Genomic DNA, 21,750 nt, shown 5'->3' with positions numbered 1-21,750 from the left:
AGTCACCTTTCGCCGAGCCTAATTGCGCATCCTAGCTAGTTTGTCGTACTCTAATACGGTAATAAGGCTTCCTTTCATGTCTACCAGTTTTTCTTCTCTGAAGTCCGAAAGGGTTCTGATGACCGTTTCAGTGGCCGTACCCGCCATAGATGCAATATCTTCCCGGGTTATGGCAATGGAAAAAAGCTTATTTTTATCTTCTTGGTATCGTTGCACAAGTACCACCAATGCTTGAGCTACTCGCTTGCGGACAGAGTTGTAAGCAAGCTGAAGCAAGCGCTCTTCCCTGTCTTTGATCTCATTAGAAAGCATTTTGATGAATTTGGTAGCGACTTCCCTACTGCCTTGTAACAAATTGAAAAAATCCTCCTTAGGGATTATGGCTACTTCAGCGGCCTCCAAGGTGATGGTTGTATCCTGATAGGGCTCTCCCTGAAGAAGATCAAGATACCCGAAGAAATCTCCTTCTTTATAAAGATCAGTGATAAACTCTTTTCCGTAATCGTTGGATTTATAAGCTTTTATTTTACCCTTTTGTAGGAAATAAACATGAGACGGGTAGCTGCCTTCTGTATATACGGTTTCCTTTTTCTTTAAGGTCTTAACCTTTTTATCTTCCGCCAACTTCATGATAAGGTCAAAAGATTTTGCTTCTTTGATAAATTCATCCAAACCGTCGGCAGTACGTTCGAATTTCTTTTTAAGTCGTTCGCTCTTTTTGAGCCGCATTTCAACGGCATTTAAAAGTTCGACGTCATCGTAGGGCTTGGTTAGATAATCATCGGCTCCCATGGTCATTCCTTTGCGATAGTCGTCCTTTTCGACCTTAGCAGTAAGAAAGACGAAAGGAATGCTACTGGAATTATCGTCTTTGCTCAGCATATGAAGCACGCCATAACCATCCAGTTCGGGCATCATAATGTCACAGATTATCAAGTCTGGAGCGGTCTCCTGTGCCATTTGAACCCCTTCCTTTCCATTGGTAGCCGTAATGACCTGGTAATTGGCCAGTTCAAGGATTTCGGCCGTGTTTTCCCGCATCTCAGGATTATCTTCTATCAGTAATATTTTTTTAGTTTCCACTTTTTGGGGTTCTTCGGTACAAAATAAGTTGCTTCACTTCCTTAATTATCATTCATCAAAATGATGATGATTGGGCAGGACTACCTCGAAAGTAGTACCTACTCCCACTTCGCTCTGAAAGTCAATGGATCCTCCCATAAGCTCAACATAATGTTGGACAATATTGAGGCCTAAACCAGTGCCTTGCGCAGTGCCTGCATTTTTGGCCCTATAGAACCGGTCGAAAATATGATCTTTATCTCCCTCCGGTATTCCTATACCTTCGTCTTGGATCGTAATACGCACCTGATCGGCGGTTCCCTGCACCATTAAATTGATGGTTCGGTATGGCTCTGAGTATTTAATGGAATTCGAAAGTAGATTGAACAGAATATTTCTTAATAGCTGCTTATCCAGCCATACCAAATTAATGCCGGAATGAAGAAAATTTAAGTTCTGCTTTTCTTTGCAGAGACCTCTTATCTCTTCTATAAGTCCGCCACAAAATTCGGATAGATTGGTTTCTACAGATGCAACCTTGACCTGACCCTCTTCCAGTTTTCCTAAAGAGAGAAAATCATTCAATATTTCTGTTAGATTGGTGACCGCAGATTTAATCCTCAATACATGTTTTTGCCGCTTTTCCTCCTCCTCACTGGTTTGGTAGCGGCCAATAAGCGAGGCGGAAGAAAGGATAGTTGCCAGTGGGGTTCTGAATTCGTGAGAAGCAATGGTTACAAACTGGCTCTTCATATTATTAAGCTCCCGTTCCTTTTTTAAAGCCCTCATTACCTCTTCCTGAGACTGTTCCACTTTCCTGATCGCACGTGCTAGTTGCTGGGTTCGTTGCTCCACTCTTTCTTCCAGTTCGGCATTTAGCTTAGTAATTTCACGATTGGCCTCGGCAATTAGTAATTCTTGATTCTTACGATCTGTAATATCGATCACAAAACTCACTACAAACTCTCCCTCACTTGTTTTGAAGGGGCTAAGGCTCACTTCAACAGGAAATTCACTATTGTCTTTACGACGTGCGAATAGGTCGAGCATTCCCCCCATTCCTCTGGCTCGTGGCGCCTCAAAATAGGTGTCGCGATGGTGCTGATGCCGATGTGCATGGCGATGCGGAATAAGAACTTCTATCTTTTTGCCTGTGAGTTCGGCCTCTGTATAGCCAAATAATTGCATGGCTTTTGGGTTAAGCTTAACAATTACGCCTTCTTTATTGACCACCACAATCCCTTCCGTTGCGTATTTGAATAGCGCATCCAGCATTTCGATATGCCGAGTCATTACTTTTGCATGTTTTAATGAAATTAATTCTAACATACCAAATTAGTCGACATTGTTGAAGGGAGCAAATATTATCTTCATATGGCTGGGACTAGGATCGTTCAGGTGAGTAAGATTCTTTTATCTCCTGACAAACGCAGTAGCGTAAGGAATTTATTCAGACGGTCTTACTGAAGATTTGATTTATGGGTTTGTCGGCCCATAAGCGGGCATCCAGGGCCATACAGATATTGCGGATAAATGCACGTCCTTTATCGGTAATGCGCAGTCTGTAGGGTTCCAAAATTACGAGCTCGTCTTTCACCATCTCATCCATACGTTGCAACCCTTCATTAAAGGCTTCACAAATCTGGTTGGGCTGAGGCCAGTGCGTTTCATAACGGGTCATCAGGTTTAAAATATGTTTTCTAATGATCAGGTCCTCTTTAGTGAGTTCATGTCCCTTATATATTGGTAGTTCCCCCTTCTGAAGCCTTTTGGTATAGGTGTCAATATTCTTTTCATTTTGGGCAAAACCAAACCATGTGTCACTAATCGCAGAAGTTCCCAGGCCTATGAGCATTCGGGTATTCGCTTCAGTATAGCCCATGAAGTTACGGTGGAGTTTTCCTTCCTGGCTGGCTTTGAACAGAGCGTCGCTTTTGAGGGCAAAATGATCCATTCCTATGTCTTGGTAACCGGCAAGTTCCAAAACGTTTTTGCCGGTTTGGTATAATGCCAATTTTTTATCTGCATCGGGGAGATCATTCTCTGAATAACTTCGTTGACTGGGTTTAATCCAGGGAATGTGCGCATAACTGTAAAAAGCAATTCGATCAGGTTTTAATTGTACCACTTTGATCATGGTCTCCATCATGCTGCAGCTTTTTTGAAAGGGCAAGCCATAGATCATATCATAATTGATGGATGTATAGCCCATTTCTCTGGATTTTTGAGTCAGATGTCTAATTTGTTCGAAAGTTTGATGACGGTTAATTGCCGCTAACACGATCGGGCTGAAATCTTGCACCCCTATACTGATTCTTCTGAAACCCACCCGGTAAAGAGCCTCCAAGTGGGAGTCGGTGGTATTGCCAGGATGCGCTTCAAAACTGAATTGAGCCTCGGGATGGATCCTACATCCTTCCATGGCCGTTTTGATAAGCCAGGTAAGGTTCTCGGGGCTAAAGAATGTGGGTGTTCCACCTCCCAGATGGATTTCTTTAATAACAGGCTCCTGTCCCTCGAACAAACGCTTATAAATGCTCCACTCATGAAGTAAGGATTCTATATATGTCTTTTCCACAGCGTGGTTTATTGTAATTCGGGTGTTACATCCACAATAGGTGCACAGGCTTTCGCAATAGGGGAGATGTATATAAAGGCTGACACCTTCATTGCGATTCGAAAACGAGAAAGCTTCTTTGATAAGGTTATTCCACTCGGTTTGGGTTGGGGGGCTCTGTTGCCAGTAAGGGACTGTAGGGTAGCTGGTATATCGAGGTCCTGGTACATTATATTTAAAAAGCAGATCCTTATCCATAATGTTAAGATTTGGTATTTGAACGTAAGCCCAAATCTAGACAGGGTGACAAGGATAAAACATGATCTAACTCATATTTTATCCTTATTTTTCCCCGATAGAATCGGAAGGGGAATGGCAAACTGGCAAATTACCATCTTGACTTTTTGGGTACTCGATGGTGATGCCCCGTATGATGAGCCAAAGGCCGGCAATGGCAAGCATAGCCGGTATTAAACGCTTTACTCTGGCACGTACTAAGGGGGTGATATACTGTTTGAAAAATCCAATTCCGATCATCATGGGCATGGTGCCCACGCCAAACCAGAACATGAACAGGCTCCCAGCAAAGGAACCTCCCGTTGCTACGGAACTGACCAAAGCCAGATACACCATACCACAGGGCAATAGTCCGTTAAGGGAGCCTAGTAAAAACCAGCCAATAGGATTCTTTTTCCGAAGCATGTTCCCCATGGATATTTTAATACAGGAAACTAGGCGCTGTGCCATGACAGGTGTCATGGTCAGGCGCTCCATTTTGGAGAAATAGATTACATTAAGCAATATCAATATGCCTGCTCCAATGGAGAGATATCGGAAATATCCTATCCAGGTTATTGTAGCGGCTAAACTCCCCATCAACATTCCCAGCAGCGCGTAGGTGAGGGCTCTGCCCGAATTATAGGTCAGGATCCCCACTATCTGCCTCAGGCTACTGCCTCCATAAACCGGCAAGGCCAGCGCTATAGGTCCACACATACCCAGACAATGGAAGCTGCTTAACAGCCCCATACTGAGAGCCAGAAAGGGTAGGGAGGAAGTCATATTGCTGATTGGAATCAAAAATTTTTCAATTTGGTATTTCTGTCGATTACAATTACTCCCTCGTCCCAAAAGGACTGGGAACCGGCCTGCCAGTCTATTTCAATTTTATACCTACCGGCTGCCAACTCAGATAAGGCGATTATCTGTTTATGATCACTGGATTTTAAGGGCATCTTACGATCTTTTGTATCATCAGAAGGACAGTAAAAATGAATGGTTCCAGTTAATAATCTGTCGGCGAATATTGTAGGATAACTCATGGTGAGATCATGTGTGCCCACCGCCCAGCTAAGCGGAGTGTCTAAGGTTTGAGAAGCATTTTTTTTGTCTATTTTAGACTGGAAATTCAGCTCTTCTTTATAATAATTCGTGGTGACCAAATCAATTTTTTGTTGACTACTCATTATCACCAAAAGGATAATCATCGCTACAAAACTCAGATACAAACCTGCGATACCAGCACCCCAGTTAATTTTGAACGTTCTCATGGTTTTATGATTTAAATGAAACTACCTGGCTGGAGCCATAAAGGTCGTCTCAAGGGTTTCTAATTTTTCCTGTCCATCATACACGTAAAGGCGTATTTTCGTCTTTCTCTTATTGAGTGATGTTTTTGGAATATTAATGAATACGGTTCCTTCCAACATGCCCGTAGCAGGCAAGGTCCAGTCGGGTTGTCCTACAAATTGTAGCCTAGCCTCCGGCATATCCAACTTAATTTCGGGCCGGATACCATGGTTCGTTTTATTGAATATTTTGTAGGTATACAGATTGCTGATTGTACCATTGGCATTGTCGATGTATTGGCTTCCGGGAGCTCTGAAAAGGGTCGTTTGGGTAGCGGATCTCGTGACGAGTGTATAGCCCAGTACACTCCAAACAAGCGCCAAAATTACCATATATCCGATTACCCGGGGTGTAATTAGCCTCTTGGATTTTTGTATAATGGCATTTTCGGAAGTGTACCGGATCAATCCAGGTTTCAGTCCTACCTTGTCCATAATATGGTCACAGGCATCTATGCAGGCGGTACAGTTGATACATTCCATTTGGGTTCCATTACGAATGTCGATCCCCGTGGGGCAAACGCTTACACATTGATAACAAGAGATGCAGTCTCCGGCGGAACGGTCCTGCCCCCTTCTGAGTTTTTCCCGTGGCTCGCCACGCTCGTAGTCATAGGCAACCACGATGGAGTTACGATCCATTAACACTCCTTGTAAGCGCCCATACGGGCAAACTACTGTACAGGCCTGATCGCGCAACCAGGCAAAATTGAAATAAAATACAAGCGTAAAGATCACAATCCCTCCAAAAAGTGACAGATGGTCTTCTATAGGTTCGTGGATAATTCGGGAAAGTTCATCGACTCCCAGAACATAGGACAGGAGCAGATTGGCTATCAAAAAGGAAACAGCTAAAAAGATCAGATATTTAGACCCTTTTTTTACTATTTTCTGACTGTTCCAGGGTGCCTTATTCAATAATTTTTGTTTCCCCGAATCTCCTTCAATGGCATATTCGATTTTACGAAAGATCATTTCCATAAATACGGTTTGCGGGCAGGCCCACCCACACCATAGCCTCCCGAATATGCTGGTAAATAACACTATAAAGAGCATGAAAGACAGCATACTAAGCCCAAAAAGCCAGTAGTCCTGGGGACCTATGAACACACCAAAGATGATAAATTTCCGCTCTACAACATTTAGCAGAATCAGGGGCTGGCCATTAAGCTTCAGAAAAGGAAGCACAAAAAGTATGAGAAGGATACCCACAGTAAACCAAACGCGACGGTCATGCCATTTGCCTTGGGGTTGTTGTGGGTAAAACCAATTTCTTTTTCCGTCCTCCGAAACTGCGTTAAACTGGTCTCGAAATGAGTCGGAACTGTTTGGTAATTGCTTCTCCTTCATGTTTCACGCTATTTGAATGCAATAATACTATCGGGTGCAGCAGTCATTTCATTATTATATATTTCACCCTGTGGTTCTTTGGGGCTGGCAGGGCTTGTCCCGGCTATGGTTACGATGTAGCTGGCTACCTTCTGGATGTCGGCAGGGCTTAACTGCTTCTCCCAGGATATCATACCCTTTTCAGGCACTCCATATTTGATGACCTTAAAAATATTCTTAATTCCACCACCATGTAGCCAGTAAGGGTCTGTAAGATTGGGTCCCACGCCTCCTCCGCCGTCTACTCCGTGACAAGCGGAACATTTTTCAGTGAAAATTAACTTTCCGGCTTCTACTCCGGGGCTCTCACTGGCCAGCATGGTAACCGTATTTTCATCCATACTAGCACCAACCTTGGCTATATATTGCTCCTGTTGAATTTTAGCCTGGGCAATTTCCTTTTCCAGCTCGACAAGCTGAGAATCGCCAAAGCCTCCGAAATAGTATGCTGAATAGAAAAGAGCAAAAATTATGGTCATCACAAAAATCGACTGTAACCAAGGGGGCATCCGGTTGTCTAGCTCATGTATGCCATCGTAGTCGTGACCTTTGATAAGAATCCTTTCTTCCTCAGTCAAGGCTACTCCAATGCCTTTGAAATTATTCCACCAATTGGTTGTGAAAAGGGCTTTTGATGCGGTCTCTGGATGATATTTTTGGTTGAGTTGCCGTAGCACTGTCAAGGCGTTTACAAGGACAATCATAACCAGGATGAAGATGATCAACAGAATGCTCAGGGTTATGAAAAGGGTAAAGTCGGATCCGCTCATCGCTCTTTTAACATTTTCAACTTCTTGGGCCTTGGCAACAGTGCCCGTGCAGAATAATGTCAGGAATGCTAACAATGATTTCGCTGTGGAAGAGTCTGAAAAAGGTATGTTTTTCATTTTGTCCAGACTCGACTTGTCTATTCGGAATACATAAATGACCAAAGCCACAAAGAAGACAAAGAAAATCATAAGAGAGATGAGAGGATATACTTCTACTCCTACAATAGTTTCGAGATAATTTCGGAATTTCATAATGCGCAGTATTAATATGATTTAGTTAGCGAGACGCCGTCGGCCACCCGCTACTGCTGAAATGGAGCAGTAGCGGGGTATCGTAATTACTTCTTGTTCGTCTTGATATCCGTTCCAAGCCTTTGCAGATAGGCGATAAGGGCGATTATTTCTTTGTTTTCACTGGTTATAATGCCATTCTGCTTCAAACTTGACTGGATGCCAAGCGCTTGCTGATGCAGATCTTGGTTGGCAGTAAGGTCGTAACCTTCTTCATAAGGCACCCCCAGCTGCTGCATCACTCTGATCTTTTTGGCTGTAGTGGTCGTATCCAGGTCATCTTCCAGCAACCAGCCATACCGTGGCATGATTGAGCCAGGCGACATGCTTGTGGGGTCTTCCATGTGGTTGTAATGCCAGGCATCAGAATATTTGCCACCTACACGTTGAATGTCAGGGCCGGTGCGCTTGGAGCCCCATTGATGCGGGAAGTCATATACAAATTCACCGGACTTTGAGTACTCTCCATATCGTTCAATTTCCGCACGGAAGGGGCGAATCATCTGGGTATGACAAACGTAGCAGCCCTCTCTTACGTAGATGTCACGACCCTGAAGCTCTAGGGGGGTATATGGTTTCACACTCGCAATGGTAGGGATATTGGACTCTACCAGGAAGGTTGGGATCATCTCGATCATACCGCCTATAGCGACTGCAATCAGTGAGAATATTGTAAGGGCCAATGGCTTGCGTTCCAAAAGGCGACGGTGCCAGTATTCGCTCTTCTCTGCATGCCATATTGCTTTCAGCGGCATTGCTTTAGCGTTTTCTGTAGGGACAAAGGTTCCTTTGGCAGCGGTCATCCACAAGTTGTAAATCATGACAACAAAACCCACCAGATAAAGGGTACCCCCTAGGCTACGCATGAAATACAAAGGAGCCAATTGAGTAACTGTTTCAAGGAAATTTGGGTATTTCAAAAGCCCTTCTTGCGTAAATTCCTGCCACATACTGCTCTGTACCCATCCTGCCCAGTACATGGGGATGGTATAGAATAATATTCCAAGGGTACCGATCCAAAAGTGGAAGTTTGCAGCCTTAGCTGAGTATAAAGGGCGAGCATATAGTCTAGGGAAAAGCCAATAAAGTATACCAAAGGTTAAAAATCCGTTCCATCCAAGAGCGCCGACGTGTACGTGGGCAACAATCCAGTCGGTATAATGCGCTATAGCGTTCACATTTTTAAGGGAAAGCATGGGGCCCTCGAAAGTGGCCATGCCGTATGCCGTGATGGCTACCACCATAAATTTAAGTACTACATCTTCCCGTACTTTGTCCCAGGCTCCTCGTAGGGTCATGAGTCCATTCATCATACCGCCCCATGAGGGTGCAAGTAGCATAATGGAGAATACCGTTCCCAGTGTTTGGGCCCATTCAGGAAGCGCAGTGTAAAGTAAATGGTGAGGTCCGGCCCAGATATAAAGAAAAATTAATGCCCAGAAGTGAACAATAGACAATCGATACGAATAGATGGGGCGGTTGGCCGCCTTTGGAAGAAAGTAGTACATCAACCCTAAATAAGGGGTCGTAAGGAAGAAGGCTACGGCATTATGGCCATACCACCATTGTACCAAAGCATCCTGCACGCCCGCATAAACCGGGTAGCTTTTAAGGAATGTTACGGGGATTTCTATATTATTGACCACATGTAACATGGCTACGGTGACAAAGGAGGCAATGTAAAACCACACGGCCGCATAGATATGCTCTACTCTACGGTTCAGAGTAGTCATAATAATATTTATTAACGCCGCTACCCATACCACCGCTATAGCGATATCGAAAGGCCATTCTAATTCTGCATATTCCTTTGATGAGGTGAAACCCAGAGGAAGGGATATGGCTGCTCCTAATATAATTAGCTGCCAGCCCCAGAAATGGAATTTGCCAAGTAGGGGACTCCATAATGGCGTACGAAGTACTCGAGGGACGGAATAGTATAAGCCGGTGAAAAAACCATTTCCGACAAATGCAAAGATAACAGCATTCGTATGTAGGGGGCGTATTCTTCCAAAAGTGGTATAGGGCAAGTCTAGATTTAGATTGGGGAATACGAGCTGAAAGGCCGCAAGTAGTCCGACAAGCATGCCGATGAGTCCAAATAATATCGTGGCTATGGCAAAGTCTCTTACGAGCCGGTTGTCGTATTGAAACTCGTCCAACTCTAGCGACGCCAGACTGGGATTAGGGACGTTAGACATAAAAGAAATGGTATAGAAGGTGAATAATCGAATTGGTTTACAAGGAGGGGCCGGGCATAACCTAGCCCCCTTGGTTGAAGAATACTGATAGGGATTATATTACAGTTATGGAATGTTGATGAAGTGTTTATTTTGAGTCATCTTCGTCGAGTAATATGCGCACAGCTGGGGTATAGTCATCGTCGTAATGCCCCTTTTTTACCGACCAGATGAAGGCTCCTAAAAATGCGAGGGCGACCATTAAACTTACCAAAATGAGAAAATATAAAGCACTCATGACTGACAGGAGGTTGATTGTTCAATGCATCAAAATTACTGCTGGGAGAGTAGGGTTAGTATGACCCCTCGCTGGATAAAAACTGACGCTTGTCAGTATTTATCCAGCGCCTGGCGGCATAGCTGGTGGCGATTGTGGTAAATGTTACCACAGTGATAGAGCTAATAGGCATTAAGATGGCGGCCAATACGGGAGTGAGCTGTCCGGTAATGGCGAATGATATACCTATGGCATTGTAGATGAGCGAAATGGCGAAACTGATCTTGATAATTTTCTGACCCGATTGAGCCAAGCCTATAAACCCTGGAAGCTGCTCCAGCATGGAGCCTTCGATAATGGCATCACAGGAAGGTGAGAAATTATTGATGTCGTCGGAGACCGCCAAACCCACATCACTCTGACTTAGTGCACCGGCGTCGTTGAGTCCGTCACCGATCATCATGACCTTCTTGTTGCGGGCTTGCAGATTGGCAATATATCGCAATTTGTCGTCTGGCTTTTGCTCAAATGCCAGATGTTTTTCCTGTCCGAAAATATTCGTCAGAAATTCTTTGTCGCTGGACTTGTCTCCCGAAACCAGGAAGGTTTCGAATCCCTTATTTTTTAATTTGCTTAGGGTAGCAGCCAGTTCAGGCCTGTATTTGCTTCGGAAAATAAAGCGACCCAATAAGGCTCCTTTTATCCCAATATAGACCACCGATCGATTGTGTACGTTTGGCTCCGAGGGTAGGTTTAGCCAATGGGCCGAACCTATTTTAACCTGATCATTGCCGAAATGTGCACGAATACCAGCTCCGCTCAATTCCTCAAAGTCCTTAAGTTCCCTTTTGCTGGCAGGAGTGCTACTAAGGTGTTTGACCAGGATTCTACTTAAAGGATGAGCCGATTGCATAGCAACCGACTTGATGGCGATCAATTCCCCGGCCTTTAAAGGTATTCCCTCATATGCAACATCAGTCTCATTAGGTAAAGTGATGGTTCCGGTTTTGTCAAATACGATACTATCGATACTGGCCAGCCTCTCCAGGGCGTGTGCATTTTTTGGGTAAAACTTATGCTTCCCAAAGAGGGCTAATAAGTTTCCGTTTGTAAATGTGGATGATAATAACAGAGCGCAGGGACAGGCAACTAAAAGGAGGGTCGTGAATGCATTGAATGCCGTAACAGAGTCTTTGCCTATGAAAAACCATATCAGGAATGTCACTGCTGCTAGTGCAAGAACAATGGTTGAGAAATATTTATTAATTCTTGCCGACAGGGTTTGCTGTTGATCTTCTTTGGTTCGACTGAAGCTATCGTTATTCCATAATTGAGTCAGGTAACCTTGTGAAACGGGGCGCAATACTTCAAGTTCAATAGCGGTGCCCATTTGTTTTCCACCGGCATAAATGGTTTCGCCCTTTCGACGGCTGACGGGTTTGGCCTCTCCCGATACAAAGCTATAGTTGATGCGGGCAGAAGCACTTACAAGTATGGCGTCAGCGGGTATAAGTTCTTCGTTGCGGATGCGCATTACGTCGCCCTCCTTCAGAGTGGCGATGGGGACTTTAACTTCCTGTCCATCTCGTATGAGGGTAATGGCGATTGGGAAATAGGATTTGAAATCTCTGTCAAAAGATATACCAGCATATGTTTTATCCTGAAAATGTCGACCCAGGAGCATAAAGAAGATTGCTCCTGCCAAAGAGTCGAAATAGCCAGGGCCGGTTGCTGTTCCTACCTGATAAAGACTGTTGGCATATACACTGATTAAAGCCAGGGCGATGGGTGCGTCTATATTTAAGTATCGGGCTTTAAGTGCACCATATGCTGAGACGAAAAAATCGGAAGCACAATAAAAGAAAACAGGTATGCTCAGGATCACATTGATGATATTAAACATAAACTTTAGATCCTGATCGCCCCCATCGCTACCCAGATGAAAATATTCCGGAAAGCTCATCATCATGATGTTCCCAAAGGCGAAACCCGAAATGCCTATCTTGTATAGCCTACTGCGGTTCCAACGTGAGGGTTTGGTTCCGTTCAGATCGTCCAGGCTCAGATAGGGCTCATATCCTATGCTGGTCAATAGCCTGGCCAGTTCACTGAGCGTGATTTTGTCAAGATCAAATGTAATACGTGCTTTTTTCTCAGGGAAGTTAACTACCGAGTTACGTACTGCCGGATTGAGTCTGTGCAATTGTTCCAGTAGCCATATACATGAGCTGCAATGCATTTTTGGAATATACCAATTTACAATTCCTTGCTGACCATCGGTAAATTCCAATACTTTGGTTGAAACTTCCGGTAAGTCCAGGTAGTCGAATTTTTCCTTGTAAAAATTGGCGTCAGGAGACACGCCCTGGGCACCCTCGATGCTATAGTAGCGGCAAAGGTCATTTTCCTGAAGTATCTCGTAAACCATGGAACAGCCCTGGCAGCAGAATGAATGCGTATCGAAAGTGATTAGCTCGTTGGTGATCGGTTCTCCACAGTGATAACAAGTGCTCGTAGCCGACTCTTTAGGGTGGTCAATCGGGGTTTCTATTTCCATATTTCCAGGGGTAATTGCAAGGCATGAGAGGCCGCAGCACAACCATATTGCCTATCTTTCCCTACAAAGTTGCAGCTATATGGGAGGCTAAATGATGACTTAAAAGGCCTGGATATATGACCTTGATCAGTTTGGAAGTAGGAGGGAACCTAAAAGCTCTACTTCAGTGACCCTTTATTGGTATCATTTGGTCTTTGAAGTTGGCCTCTGGAATGGCAACAGCAGTATATCATCCCAAGTTGACGACCCTATGCATGCCAAAAGTTATTAAAATTGGTACCAGCGACCAGATTAGGAAGCATATAAAAACGGCCAACTCAAAACAATTGAATTGGCCGTTTGGGAATCTTACCTAAGTTTATTTCGATGAATAGGGCAAGGTTTGTTTAGTTTCACTGCTTTTGATAGCCAAGTCTATTATCCGCGTTGTACGCAGTATCTCCGAAGGCTTAACTGCCAGTTCGGTACCATGTACGATGGCGTCATATACATTTTGGTAAAAGAGGGCGTAATTTCCGGCTTCACTTTCTATGGTACCAGTATACTCATCACTGGAAAGTTTGCCCCAGCGATCTTCGGGTTCTACCCCCCATGGCGTTTCAGTAGGTAGGATATTTTTTCTGAGTGTCTCCTCCTGCGGGTCTAGTCCTCCCTTAATGAAGGAGCCTTTGGTGCCGTGAATGCTATATCTCAAGAAGTTGTCATAAACCATCAGACTCGATTTGATGATAACTACCTTGTCACTATAGCCCAGGCGAATGTCGAAATAATCGTCGATCTCGCTATTGGGCCTAACTTCCCGTATTTCTGCGGAAACAGTCTCTGGTTCACCAAAGAGTACCAGTGCCTGATCTAGCAGGTGTGGCCCCAGATTATAAAGATTTCCTCCTACGGGCACTTTTTTCTCTTTCCACGATTCGGTCGGTACCACGGTTCTATAGCGGTCATAACGGCATTCAAACTCGATGATGTCTCCCAGCTTGTCTTCCTGAATCAATTTTTGAATCGTCAGGAAATCCGAGTCCCATCGACGATTTTGATATGCTGTAAGCACAAGCCCCTTTTCCTCTGCCAGTGCTATCAGTTGTCTGGCTTCAGCTTCTGTCGCCGCAAATGGCTTCTCAATTACTACATGCTTGCCATTTTCAAGGCAGTCCATCGCATACTGAAAATGGGTGTCATTGGGCGTGCAGATGAACACTAAGTCGATGCTGTCGTCCGCTAATAGCTCCTCTAGGGAGCGCGCATTCTCGATGGTCTCATCGAATTCCTGGGCTTCGTTTCTGGATCTTTCCACCACCGTTTTTAATTTAAAACAAGGGTTGGTGCTCAGAAAAGGCGCATGAAAATAACGCCCAGAAAGCCCAAAGGCAACAAGGCCTACATTGATTACTTTATCTGCCATCATTAATTAGGAGTATCAGTTTTGGTTTAAGAAATATTTTAACAAAAGTAAAGCATAACCTCGAAAGGTGACACTGGAATCCTGTTTTAGGATATTAAATTCGTTTTGACATATTCATGCCTCTACTAGAATTGACTGATGTTTATGGTCTTTGCCATGACAATGTACTGTCTAAATAATTTTATTTCTTTTAGGGCTAATGAACTTAGCCTAGCAAAGCGAGGGTTTATTAAGGGAACGCGCTACTTTAACGATCTTAAAACAATCCCTTACGATGGCCAATCAGAAGCTTTTAGACGATTTGAGTGGCAATCTCAACCATGCTTTCGGAGATATGTACCGGGATTATTTCGGGATGGTGTACCATTTTGTCAGTAATAACAATGGTGATAGGTCGGATGCTGAAGACCTTTTTCAGGATACTATGCTGGTATTGGTAGAAAAACTAAGAAACGACCAGTTTGAATTAACAGCCTCTTTAAAGACGTATGTAATGGCCATTGCAAAACACCTATGGCTAAAACGGCTGAGAACGGCCGGCCATATGGTCCCTTTGGAAGATCGAATGACCCAAGTCTTAAGCGACGACCTGGATCGTTCTATAGAAAACGAAAAGACCTATATGGATCGGCTTCAGTTTTACATGACCAAGATCACCGACCATTGCAATAAATTGATGCACGATATGTTTTTCAAAAGCAAATCCATTGAACAAATCCAGGTGGACTATGGTTACTCTACCAAGCATACTGCTCAAAATCAGAAGTATAAATGCATGAATCAAATTAAACGCATAAAGGAAGAGGCAGAAAAAAAATAATTATTTTCTTGCCTTGGGTGATAAAAGCCTTGGTTATGGTATTAAGTATAAATCGAATTTAAAACCAAACAAAATGATCATGATCAGAACATTCAAAAAACTCATAATGGTATTGGCAGTAGTCGGTTCAGCACCTATGCTACAGGCACAGTCGGCTACGACATGGAACGTCGACAAGGCACATACCTCTGTTAATTTCTCGGTAAACCACTTCTTTTCTGCCGTAACGGGTAAGTTCGATAATTTTGAAGGGCAAATAAGCTTCGATCCGGAGAATTTGGGTATTAGCAGTGTAAGCTTTACGATACCGGTATCCAGCATTAATACCAGTGATGCCAAGCGGGATAAGCATTTGCAGTCTGACGATTTTTTTAATGTCAAAAAATTCCCCATCATAACTTTCAAGTCATCCAAGTTCGAAAAGAAGTCGGGGAATGATTATATTGTTCATGGTCAACTTACCATACGTGATGTTACCAAAAATGTGGCTCTGCCGTTTAAGGTATTAGGGCAGATGGAACATCCGATGATGAAAAATACCATGTTAATGGGTATTTCCCTGGATACTAAGATCAATAGAACTGATTATGGTGTTGGCGTAGGAAGCTGGGCTGCTACGGCTGTGGTGGGCGACGAGGTTACGATAGATATTAATATGGAGCTTAATAGGAAAAAATAATGAAGAATATCTTGTCTTATCTAGGTGCTGGTGCACTATTGCTGGCAGTGTACTATTATAACAATCCAAAGGTAGATTTTAGTGCCAACTCCGAACATGGCATCCAGTTTCGCAAGGATAAATGGGTAACTGCCTTGCAGACTGCCAAGCAAGAAAAGAAATTAATCTTTCTGGATGTGTATGCTACTTGGTGTGGTCCCTGCAAAAAGCTTAAGAAGTATACATTTGCGGATGCCGAAACGGGTGCTTATTTTAATAAGAATTTTATAAATGTTTCCCTAGATGCCGAAGTGAACGAAGGGGCTGTAGTATCCGATTTTTATCAGATCAATGCATATCCAACGCTATTATTCATTGACGGTGAGGGGAATTTGATTAAAAAATCTACCGGATATCTTAATTCCGGGGAGCTTTTGGACCTAGGTAAATCTGTTCTGGAATGATAGCATTTCAATAAAATAACAGAGAAGTGCTAGGGTCAGCCGGTGGGAAATTTTCTAGCGGCTGACTTTTTTTGAGACAAGAGCATGGCAATAGGGTATATTCTAATCAGGTCATTCTTATCATTAAAACGCGTCGGTGCCAAGTAGGCCGCGGTTGTCCTTTATTTTATTAATTAAAAAAATTTTATGAGAAATATGCCTTTTGTACTGATGGTGTTTTTGCTAAGCATGCCTGCGATGGCGCAATATGGCAAGGTATACGATAACCTATCGCTTCCCAGTAAACTATTAAAAGGCGATCGGAAATATGCTGTTTATTTGCCACCAGGCTATGAGACCTCGGAACGGTACTACCCCGTACTTTACCTACTACATGGCTCAGGAGACGACCAGACGGGGTGGGTGCAGTTTGGGGAGGTACTGCATATTACCGATAAGGCCATTGCTGAAGGTATGGCCACGCCTATGATTATTGTGATGCCCGATGCTGATACCGGCAGACGGGGCTATTTTAACGATGTGAAAGGTGATTTTCCTTACGAAGACTTTTTCTTCAATGAGTTGATGCCGCATGTAGAGAAAAAATATAGAATAAAATCCGAAAAGAGATTTCGGGCGGTTGCCGGTCTATCCATGGGTGGAGGAGGAAGCTTTATGTATGCACTTCACCGCCCCGATTTGTTTTCATCGGCCTGTCCCTTAAGTGCTTACATAGGGCCTATTACGGTTGAAGATGCCAAGAAGAGACTCCAGGGGCCAAATACCACTATTTCGGATGAGCAGGTGGCCGAATACTACAGAACCCACAGTGCACTTCCGCTCATAGAAGCACTACCCGAAGAGCAGAAGAAGGCCGTTCGTTGGTATATCGATTGCGGAGACGATGATTTCTTATATGAAGGAAATAGCCTGGTTCATATAGCCATGCGCAAGAAGGGTATACCTCATGAGTTTCGGATAAGAGATGGAGGCCATACCTGGACCTACTGGCGTTCGGCGTTGCCAACAGTCTTGGAATTCGTATCCCAAGGGTTTCATCAATTCTAAACATGTAGATTAGGACAGAAGCCGCTGAGGAATATCTAGCCCTTTCTAGTTATTGTGCTTAGGTTTTGTAAATAATTTCATTGAGTCCACTAGCTTCCTGTTCGCTCAAGACAAAATCTTTAACGGCCATCAGCATGGCCTTATTAGAGGTAAATAGTTCCCTGTTAAAATTGAGGGCACTGGTAATGTCGAGTTCATCAATTTTAATATTTTGGGCTTCTTGGTAAAAATTATTCAGTGCCTGACTATAATTTTCCTGTATCTGTGCCAAAATTCCTTGAATGGCCAGTGCGTCGGGCTGGGCTTCCGTAATGACTTCGGATAACTTACGATACAAATCAACGGTTTCTGATTGATGATGGCTGAAAAAGTTATACTTAATGCTATTGGAAGACTGACTTAAATTAATAATATTATCGGAAACATCTTTCATGCTTTTTATGGAGTGCATGCTACTTCTCAGGGAGGAGATTACCTGTGTGAGTTGTGCGTTTTGTTCCGAATTTACCTTGGATCGTAAGGCAATGAAAAATGTTTGTAACTCGCCCTGGAATTGCTTAAGGAAAATGTACTTTTCTTTTGGGGGCATAGAAAGAAATTTACGCTTTTGATTGAGGGAGAAATACTCCTCTTGACGCTGAAGTTTTTTGGTGTCGATATCAAAGAGTTCGAGGTTGAAAAGCATGGCATTATGAATGAAATAGGCCGTATCTTTTTTAAGTAGATATAGTGCCGTTTCTGGTTCATTCAAATTTGCATTGCCTATAAAGGCTGTAATGGCGCCGTTGGAGTTTTTGAAAAGGCGTTCGAGAAATTTGGCATAGGGATCCAGAAATGGGAGAAAAAGTATGATGCCGGCAAGATTAAGGAGCGTAGAAAAGATGACCAGCCCGATCAGCGGATCTTCAATTTTCAATATCTCGGTAATAAGAGTAACAATAGGTTGCAAAAACAGAAAGGCCAAAAGGGTAATGATTACATTAAAAAGAAAATTACCTACCGCCACTCGTTTCTTTGACGCACTCCCTCCGAGTGCCCCTGCAATAATTTTGATGGTAGTTCCCGTTTCTGAGCCTAATACCAATGCTGCCGCAGCAGGAAAAGGAATTGCGCCTGCATAAAGGGCACTGAGGGTGAGTGCCATGGTCACCGAACTGGATTGAACCAAAGACGTAATGACAAAACCAATAAGTAGAAAAAGGCCCGAAGACATGGATGCATATTGATTGAAATCAAAATTGTTTACCTGGTCTTCGATCGCAGTCTTCATCAACGATAGTCCGATAAATAGCAGGCCGAAGCCGAGAAGAAAAAGGGCAAAGTTTTTGACATTTTCCCGACTTTTAAAGACTATCAATAGCAGTCCCCCCAGAAATACCATAGGGTAGGAGGCGACCTCAATATCGACCTTAAAGCCTAAGGTGGCTACCAGCCAACTGCTCACCGTTGTACCTAAATTGGCTCCCAGGATGATGGCCAAAGCATTTCGCATGCTAAATACACCTGCTCCCACTAGTGCTAACACGATCAGCGACACCATAGAACTGCTTTGTAGAATAGCTGTTACCAATGCTCCAGCACCTACCGCTGCCAATCTGTTATTGGTGGTCCGTTGAATGAACAGTTTGAACTTACGGCCTGATAAGTTTGTCAGGGATTCTTCCAGCAGGTACATGGCGAACAGGAAAAGACCTATGCCAGCACCAAGCTTCATAAATAAAGCGATCAGAATCATCATAAGGAGGCTAGTGAACAGTATCTAAAAATAGTCGCACCAAAATATTCATCCTGATAAATGATGAGGTAGGACCATTACATTCTAAAAGATATGGAGATTTTTTTGAGATGCCCCTATCCCGGGCCCGCCAATTTTTCAGAATTGGGAGGGATGGAGTTGAGTATGCAAAGGATACGAGTTAAATATTAAATTCTGAGGTCATCGTTTTTTTTAAGCCCTTCGAATAAGGAGCGGTGGCTGAAACTACGGCTTGCAATGAGATTCTCGCTATCCTGACGGAAAGGGCAGGGGGCAATTGTATTATAAATGATTACGTTTTTTCTCGGGCTAAGTCATTTTGACTGCATGCCTCGGAAACCATTGCAGGACTTTCCTCTGGAAGGGACTTATGAGGAAAATCCTGCAGATTCTGTTTCGATATGATCTTTCGTGACGATGTTTTCTGGGCAATCAGAGATGCTTTTGTCAAGCATTAGGCTCGCTCCCAAAGTTCCTTCGTTTTAAGAAGGTCTCGTTTCATCGCGTCATAGACAATCTGTTTATCAACACTCAGGGTAGTGGCTCCGTGGTTGGCCCCGCCTAGGTCATATTCCAGGTGAAGGCTAATGGGCACCTGAATGTTGGCCTTTTTAAGGATTTTAAAATAAGTGTCAAAATCTGCCATACCTTGTCCCAGAGGTACGTTATTAGCTACCATTTTGCCATTTTTCTTTTCCCAGATGGTATCTTTTACCACGATGGTTTTGATCTGGGGCTTAATCAACTCCAACCCGGTTTGCCATGAAAGGCCGCCTTCTACCGTAGCGTGCCGCAGATCATACTGCACACCCATATGTTTGGGATCAGCTTTTTTAAGAACCTCCCAAATCTCAAACATGGTTGCACCACACCAGCGTCCGGCATGATTCTGATAGCAGCCCACGAGATTATGTTTTTTATTCAGTTGACTTAAACCGGCTATTTTATCCCGGTATTCGTCCAAGAATTGTGGAATGGACTTGTTTTCACCTTGGTACCGGTACCAATTCATTCTATAGTACTCAAAACCTAATTTGGCCGCAGTCTCTAATAGCTTTTTGTCAACCGGATTACGTGCATCTTCGACCGCAGTACAGAACATAGACGGCTTCATTCCGGCCATTTTCATAGCTTCTACTGCTTTAGGGAGGTCATCTTCTACACGTTCCGGCTCCACATGGCCCTTAGGCCGAATGGTCAGATCCACCCCATCGAAGCCCAGCTCTCGGGCCACCTGGGCCATATCCTGATAGTTGAGAAACTGAAGATGTTTCGAAAAGATATTGATCCTCGGCATAGGGGCCAGCGTCGGACCGTTCTGGGCCATAAGGTCTTTTGAAAGGAAAGGAAGCATACTTCCGGTAAGGGCCATATTTTTAACAAAGGTCCTTCTGCTCGTTTTTGAGTTCATATATGCTGGTTTAATTTTAAATCAAACGGGATTCTCATTTACAAAATTTAAGGCGGTTGTAAATCACAATAAGGTATCCGTCTGCGGAAAATACTGGTTAGAATAATGCTGGTTATTGATAAAATGCTACCAGTAGAAAATTATACTTCCAGCTTTTTTATACAGAATATCCATCTAATTGACTTATGAAAGAACAAGATACCCTTAAGCGAAGAGATTTTCTTAAATATGGGGCTGCCTTAGCGGCCATTAGTATTGTACCTCGACATGTCTTGGGAGGAAAGGGCTTTACTGCTCCGAGCGATATGCATACCTTAGGATTTATAGGCTGTGGTCGCCAGAGCAATGGGCTTAGAACCCGGTTTCTCGATACTGGCAAAGTCCAGATTGTCGGTGCCTCCGATCCTTATGGTGTAAAACAGAAACATTTTCTGGATGCTACCCACGAATGGTATCAGCAAAAAGGCAAGAAAAGTGATTATAAGACTGCTACCGGTCATAATGATTTCAGAGACCTTTTAGCCCGCAAGGATATTGATGCCGTAGTTATTGCCTCTCCCGATCATTGGCATGCCTCAATGGCGGTTATGGCCGCTAAGGCAGGGAAAGATATCTATTGCGAAAAGCCCTTGTCTCTTACTGTTGCCGAAGGGCGGGCGATGGTAGATGCCACCAGGAAATATAAGCGAGTGTTCCAGACTGGTAGCATGCAGCGATCAGCGAAGGAGTTTCGCCAAGCAGTCCAGCTGGTTCGTAGCGGTGTTATCGGAAAAGTTCAGAAGGTGGTTGTCAGCGTGGGTGGCCCTCCGAAAGTATGGGATCTTGCTGCGGAGTCTAAGCCCGAATCGCTAAACTGGGATTTGTGGATGGGGCCAAATATAGAGAACAGACCATTTAATCACCAGGTTGCACCTCCTATGGATGCCGCATTCTGGCCCAAATGGAGGGATTATGAAGAATTTGGTGGGGGAGGAATGACCGATTGGGGCGCACATATGTTTGATATCGCCCAGTGGGGACTAGATATGGATAACAGTGGCCCTATAGAGCTCGTTTATAGCCAGCCTGGGCAAGGTTTAGTTTATAAGTATGCCAATGGAATCGAAATGGTGCACCAACCTGCTGCAGGAGGTAATTTCTGCCAATTTATTGGCTCAGATGGTACGGTATGGGTATCTCGGGGAAAACTAAAAGTTACCCCCGAAACCATGCAGGACAAGGTAATTGAATCTGGTGCCTTCGGCGTTTATGAAAGTACCAATCATTATCTGGACTTCCTAAGTGCTATGGAGAGTCGTAAGCCACCTATTTGCGATGTAGAAACTGGCCACCGAACCGCCAGTATCTGTAACTTAGGAAATATCGCATACAAATTACAACGCTCGCTAAAATGGGATCCTTCTAAAGAGACCATAGCCAACGACAAAGAAGCCAGCCAGCTTCTCGGACGTAAAATGAAGAAAGAGTGGAAGGTATAA

At 43.8% G+C, this 21,750-nt stretch carries 18 protein-coding genes; 5 read left to right on the top strand and 13 right to left on the bottom strand.

Translation table 11 applies throughout. From position 1 onward, the window contains the following. Positions 1 to 18: 18 nt before the first annotated feature. The 11 genes from X939_RS0114095 to X939_RS0114045 form a co-directional block, all read right to left on the bottom strand. On the bottom strand, positions 19 to 1,083 hold the full coding sequence (locus tag X939_RS0114095) for a response regulator (RefSeq protein ID WP_025763930.1): 1,065 nt from the start codon (positions 1,081 to 1,083) through the stop codon (positions 19 to 21). Between the two features lie 48 nt (positions 1,084 to 1,131). Then, a complete protein-coding gene (locus X939_RS0114090; RefSeq protein ID WP_229236061.1) occupies positions 1,132 to 2,355 on the bottom strand; it encodes a PAS domain-containing sensor histidine kinase in 1,224 nt (407 codons plus the stop codon). A gap of 157 nt (positions 2,356 to 2,512) precedes the next feature. Further along, a complete protein-coding gene (gene hemN, locus X939_RS0114085; protein ID WP_025763928.1) occupies positions 2,513 to 3,877 on the bottom strand; it encodes an oxygen-independent coproporphyrinogen III oxidase in 1,365 nt (454 codons plus the stop codon). Between the two features lie 84 nt (positions 3,878 to 3,961). Further along, positions 3,962 to 4,681 carry a sulfite exporter TauE/SafE family protein gene (locus X939_RS0114080; RefSeq protein WP_025763927.1) on the bottom strand — a complete coding sequence of 240 codons (720 nt, stop codon included), beginning with the start codon at positions 4,679 to 4,681 and terminating at the stop codon, positions 3,962 to 3,964. Positions 4,682 to 4,695: 14 nt separating this feature from the next. After that, entirely contained in the window at positions 4,696 to 5,169 is a 474-nt protein-coding gene (locus X939_RS0114075) for a FixH family protein (protein WP_025763926.1), read from the bottom strand. A gap of 21 nt (positions 5,170 to 5,190) precedes the next feature. Further along, entirely contained in the window at positions 5,191 to 6,597 is a 1,407-nt protein-coding gene (ccoG, locus tag X939_RS0114070) for a cytochrome c oxidase accessory protein CcoG (protein WP_025763925.1), read from the bottom strand. A gap of 8 nt (positions 6,598 to 6,605) precedes the next feature. Further along, complete coding sequence (locus X939_RS0114065) at positions 6,606 to 7,658, bottom strand: cbb3-type cytochrome c oxidase N-terminal domain-containing protein (RefSeq protein ID WP_025763924.1); 1,053 nt, start codon at positions 7,656 to 7,658, stop codon at positions 6,606 to 6,608. Positions 7,659 to 7,744: 86 nt separating this feature from the next. Continuing rightward, positions 7,745 to 9,898, bottom strand: a complete 2,154-nt coding sequence (gene ccoN / locus X939_RS0114060) for a cytochrome-c oxidase, cbb3-type subunit I (RefSeq protein WP_025763923.1) — start codon at positions 9,896 to 9,898, stop codon at positions 7,745 to 7,747. 127 nt (positions 9,899 to 10,025) lie between these two features. Beyond that, positions 10,026 to 10,175 (bottom strand): cbb3-type cytochrome oxidase assembly protein CcoS, encoded by a 150-nt coding sequence (ccoS, locus tag X939_RS0114055; RefSeq protein WP_025763922.1) that lies wholly within the window; start codon positions 10,173 to 10,175, stop codon positions 10,026 to 10,028. Positions 10,176 to 10,230: 55 nt separating this feature from the next. Beyond that, positions 10,231 to 12,711 carry a heavy metal translocating P-type ATPase gene (locus X939_RS0114050; protein ID WP_025763921.1) on the bottom strand — a complete coding sequence of 827 codons (2,481 nt, stop codon included), beginning with the start codon at positions 12,709 to 12,711 and terminating at the stop codon, positions 10,231 to 10,233. A gap of 358 nt (positions 12,712 to 13,069) precedes the next feature. After that, positions 13,070 to 14,119, bottom strand: coding sequence for a Gfo/Idh/MocA family oxidoreductase (locus X939_RS0114045; protein ID WP_229236060.1), 1,050 nt, complete (start codon positions 14,117 to 14,119; stop codon positions 13,070 to 13,072). 271 nt (positions 14,120 to 14,390) lie between these two features. Here X939_RS0114045 and X939_RS0114040 point away from each other — a divergent pair, with 271 nt between their 5' ends. The 4 genes from X939_RS0114040 (at position 14,391) to X939_RS0114025 (ending at position 17,105) form a co-directional block, all read left to right on the top strand. Beyond that, positions 14,391 to 14,936, top strand: a complete 546-nt coding sequence (locus X939_RS0114040; RefSeq protein ID WP_025763919.1) for an RNA polymerase sigma factor — start codon at positions 14,391 to 14,393, stop codon at positions 14,934 to 14,936. A 79-nt stretch (positions 14,937 to 15,015) separates the two neighbouring features. Continuing rightward, the gene (locus X939_RS0114035) at positions 15,016 to 15,615 is read left to right on the top strand and encodes a YceI family protein (RefSeq protein WP_084299485.1); all 600 of its coding nucleotides are present in this window, start codon (positions 15,016 to 15,018) and stop codon (positions 15,613 to 15,615) included. Next, the gene (locus X939_RS0114030) at positions 15,615 to 16,058 is read left to right on the top strand and encodes a thioredoxin family protein (RefSeq protein WP_025763917.1); all 444 of its coding nucleotides are present in this window, start codon (positions 15,615 to 15,617) and stop codon (positions 16,056 to 16,058) included. The genes X939_RS0114035 and X939_RS0114030 overlap by 1 nt, the downstream gene beginning before the upstream one ends. A gap of 186 nt (positions 16,059 to 16,244) precedes the next feature. Next, the gene (locus X939_RS0114025; protein WP_025763916.1) at positions 16,245 to 17,105 is read left to right on the top strand and encodes an alpha/beta hydrolase; all 861 of its coding nucleotides are present in this window, start codon (positions 16,245 to 16,247) and stop codon (positions 17,103 to 17,105) included. 58 nt (positions 17,106 to 17,163) lie between these two features. On the opposite strand, the gene X939_RS22440 is transcribed toward X939_RS0114025, so the two are convergent. Both X939_RS22440 and X939_RS0114015 read right to left on the bottom strand, forming a co-directional pair. Continuing rightward, positions 17,164 to 18,843, bottom strand: coding sequence for a Na/Pi cotransporter family protein (locus X939_RS22440; RefSeq protein WP_025763915.1), 1,680 nt, complete (start codon positions 18,841 to 18,843; stop codon positions 17,164 to 17,166). A 472-nt stretch (positions 18,844 to 19,315) separates the two neighbouring features. Then, the gene (locus X939_RS0114015; RefSeq protein WP_025763914.1) at positions 19,316 to 20,272 is read right to left on the bottom strand and encodes a sugar phosphate isomerase/epimerase family protein; all 957 of its coding nucleotides are present in this window, start codon (positions 20,270 to 20,272) and stop codon (positions 19,316 to 19,318) included. 185 nt (positions 20,273 to 20,457) lie between these two features. Between X939_RS0114015 and X939_RS0114010 the strand changes: the two genes are divergently transcribed. Beyond that, complete coding sequence (locus X939_RS0114010; protein ID WP_025763912.1) at positions 20,458 to 21,750, top strand: Gfo/Idh/MocA family protein; 1,293 nt, start codon at positions 20,458 to 20,460, stop codon at positions 21,748 to 21,750.

Origin of the sequence: Dyadobacter tibetensis Y620-1 (genome assembly GCF_000566685.1) — a bacterium.
Taxonomy (GTDB): Bacteria; Bacteroidota; Bacteroidia; order Cytophagales; family Spirosomataceae; genus Dyadobacter; species Dyadobacter tibetensis.
The sequence above is the reverse complement of the archived record's forward strand: the minus strand, read 5'-3'. Positions and strand labels throughout refer to the sequence as shown.

Coding starts and splice junctions, on each gene's coding strand:
- X939_RS0114090 (WP_229236061.1), bottom strand. CDS start 2,355: ATGACTCGGCATATCGAAATGCTGGATGCGCTATTCAAATACGCAACG.
- hemN (WP_025763928.1), bottom strand. CDS start 3,877: ATGGATAAGGATCTGCTTTTTAAATATAATGTACCAGGACCTCGATAT.
- X939_RS0114080 (WP_025763927.1), bottom strand. CDS start 4,681: ATGACTTCCTCCCTACCCTTTCTGGCTCTCAGTATGGGGCTGTTAAGC.
- X939_RS0114075 (WP_025763926.1), bottom strand. CDS start 5,169: ATGAGAACGTTCAAAATTAACTGGGGTGCTGGTATCGCAGGTTTGTAT.
- ccoG (WP_025763925.1), bottom strand. CDS start 6,597: ATGAAGGAGAAGCAATTACCAAACAGTTCCGACTCATTTCGAGACCAG.
- X939_RS0114065 (WP_025763924.1), bottom strand. CDS start 7,658: ATGAAATTCCGAAATTATCTCGAAACTATTGTAGGAGTAGAAGTATAT.
- ccoN (WP_025763923.1), bottom strand. CDS start 9,898: ATGTCTAACGTCCCTAATCCCAGTCTGGCGTCGCTAGAGTTGGACGAG.
- ccoS (WP_025763922.1), bottom strand. CDS start 10,175: ATGAGTGCTTTATATTTTCTCATTTTGGTAAGTTTAATGGTCGCCCTC.
- X939_RS0114050 (WP_025763921.1), bottom strand. CDS start 12,711: ATGGAAATAGAAACCCCGATTGACCACCCTAAAGAGTCGGCTACGAGC.
- X939_RS0114045 (WP_229236060.1), bottom strand. CDS start 14,119: ATGATGGCAGATAAAGTAATCAATGTAGGCCTTGTTGCCTTTGGGCTT.
- X939_RS0114040 (WP_025763919.1), top strand. CDS start 14,391: ATGGCCAATCAGAAGCTTTTAGACGATTTGAGTGGCAATCTCAACCAT.
- X939_RS0114035 (WP_084299485.1), top strand. CDS start 15,016: ATGATCAGAACATTCAAAAAACTCATAATGGTATTGGCAGTAGTCGGT.
- X939_RS0114030 (WP_025763917.1), top strand. CDS start 15,615: ATGAAGAATATCTTGTCTTATCTAGGTGCTGGTGCACTATTGCTGGCA.
- X939_RS0114025 (WP_025763916.1), top strand. CDS start 16,245: ATGAGAAATATGCCTTTTGTACTGATGGTGTTTTTGCTAAGCATGCCT.
- X939_RS22440 (WP_025763915.1), bottom strand. CDS start 18,843: ATGATGATTCTGATCGCTTTATTTATGAAGCTTGGTGCTGGCATAGGT.
- X939_RS0114015 (WP_025763914.1), bottom strand. CDS start 20,272: ATGAACTCAAAAACGAGCAGAAGGACCTTTGTTAAAAATATGGCCCTT.
- X939_RS0114010 (WP_025763912.1), top strand. CDS start 20,458: ATGAAAGAACAAGATACCCTTAAGCGAAGAGATTTTCTTAAATATGGG.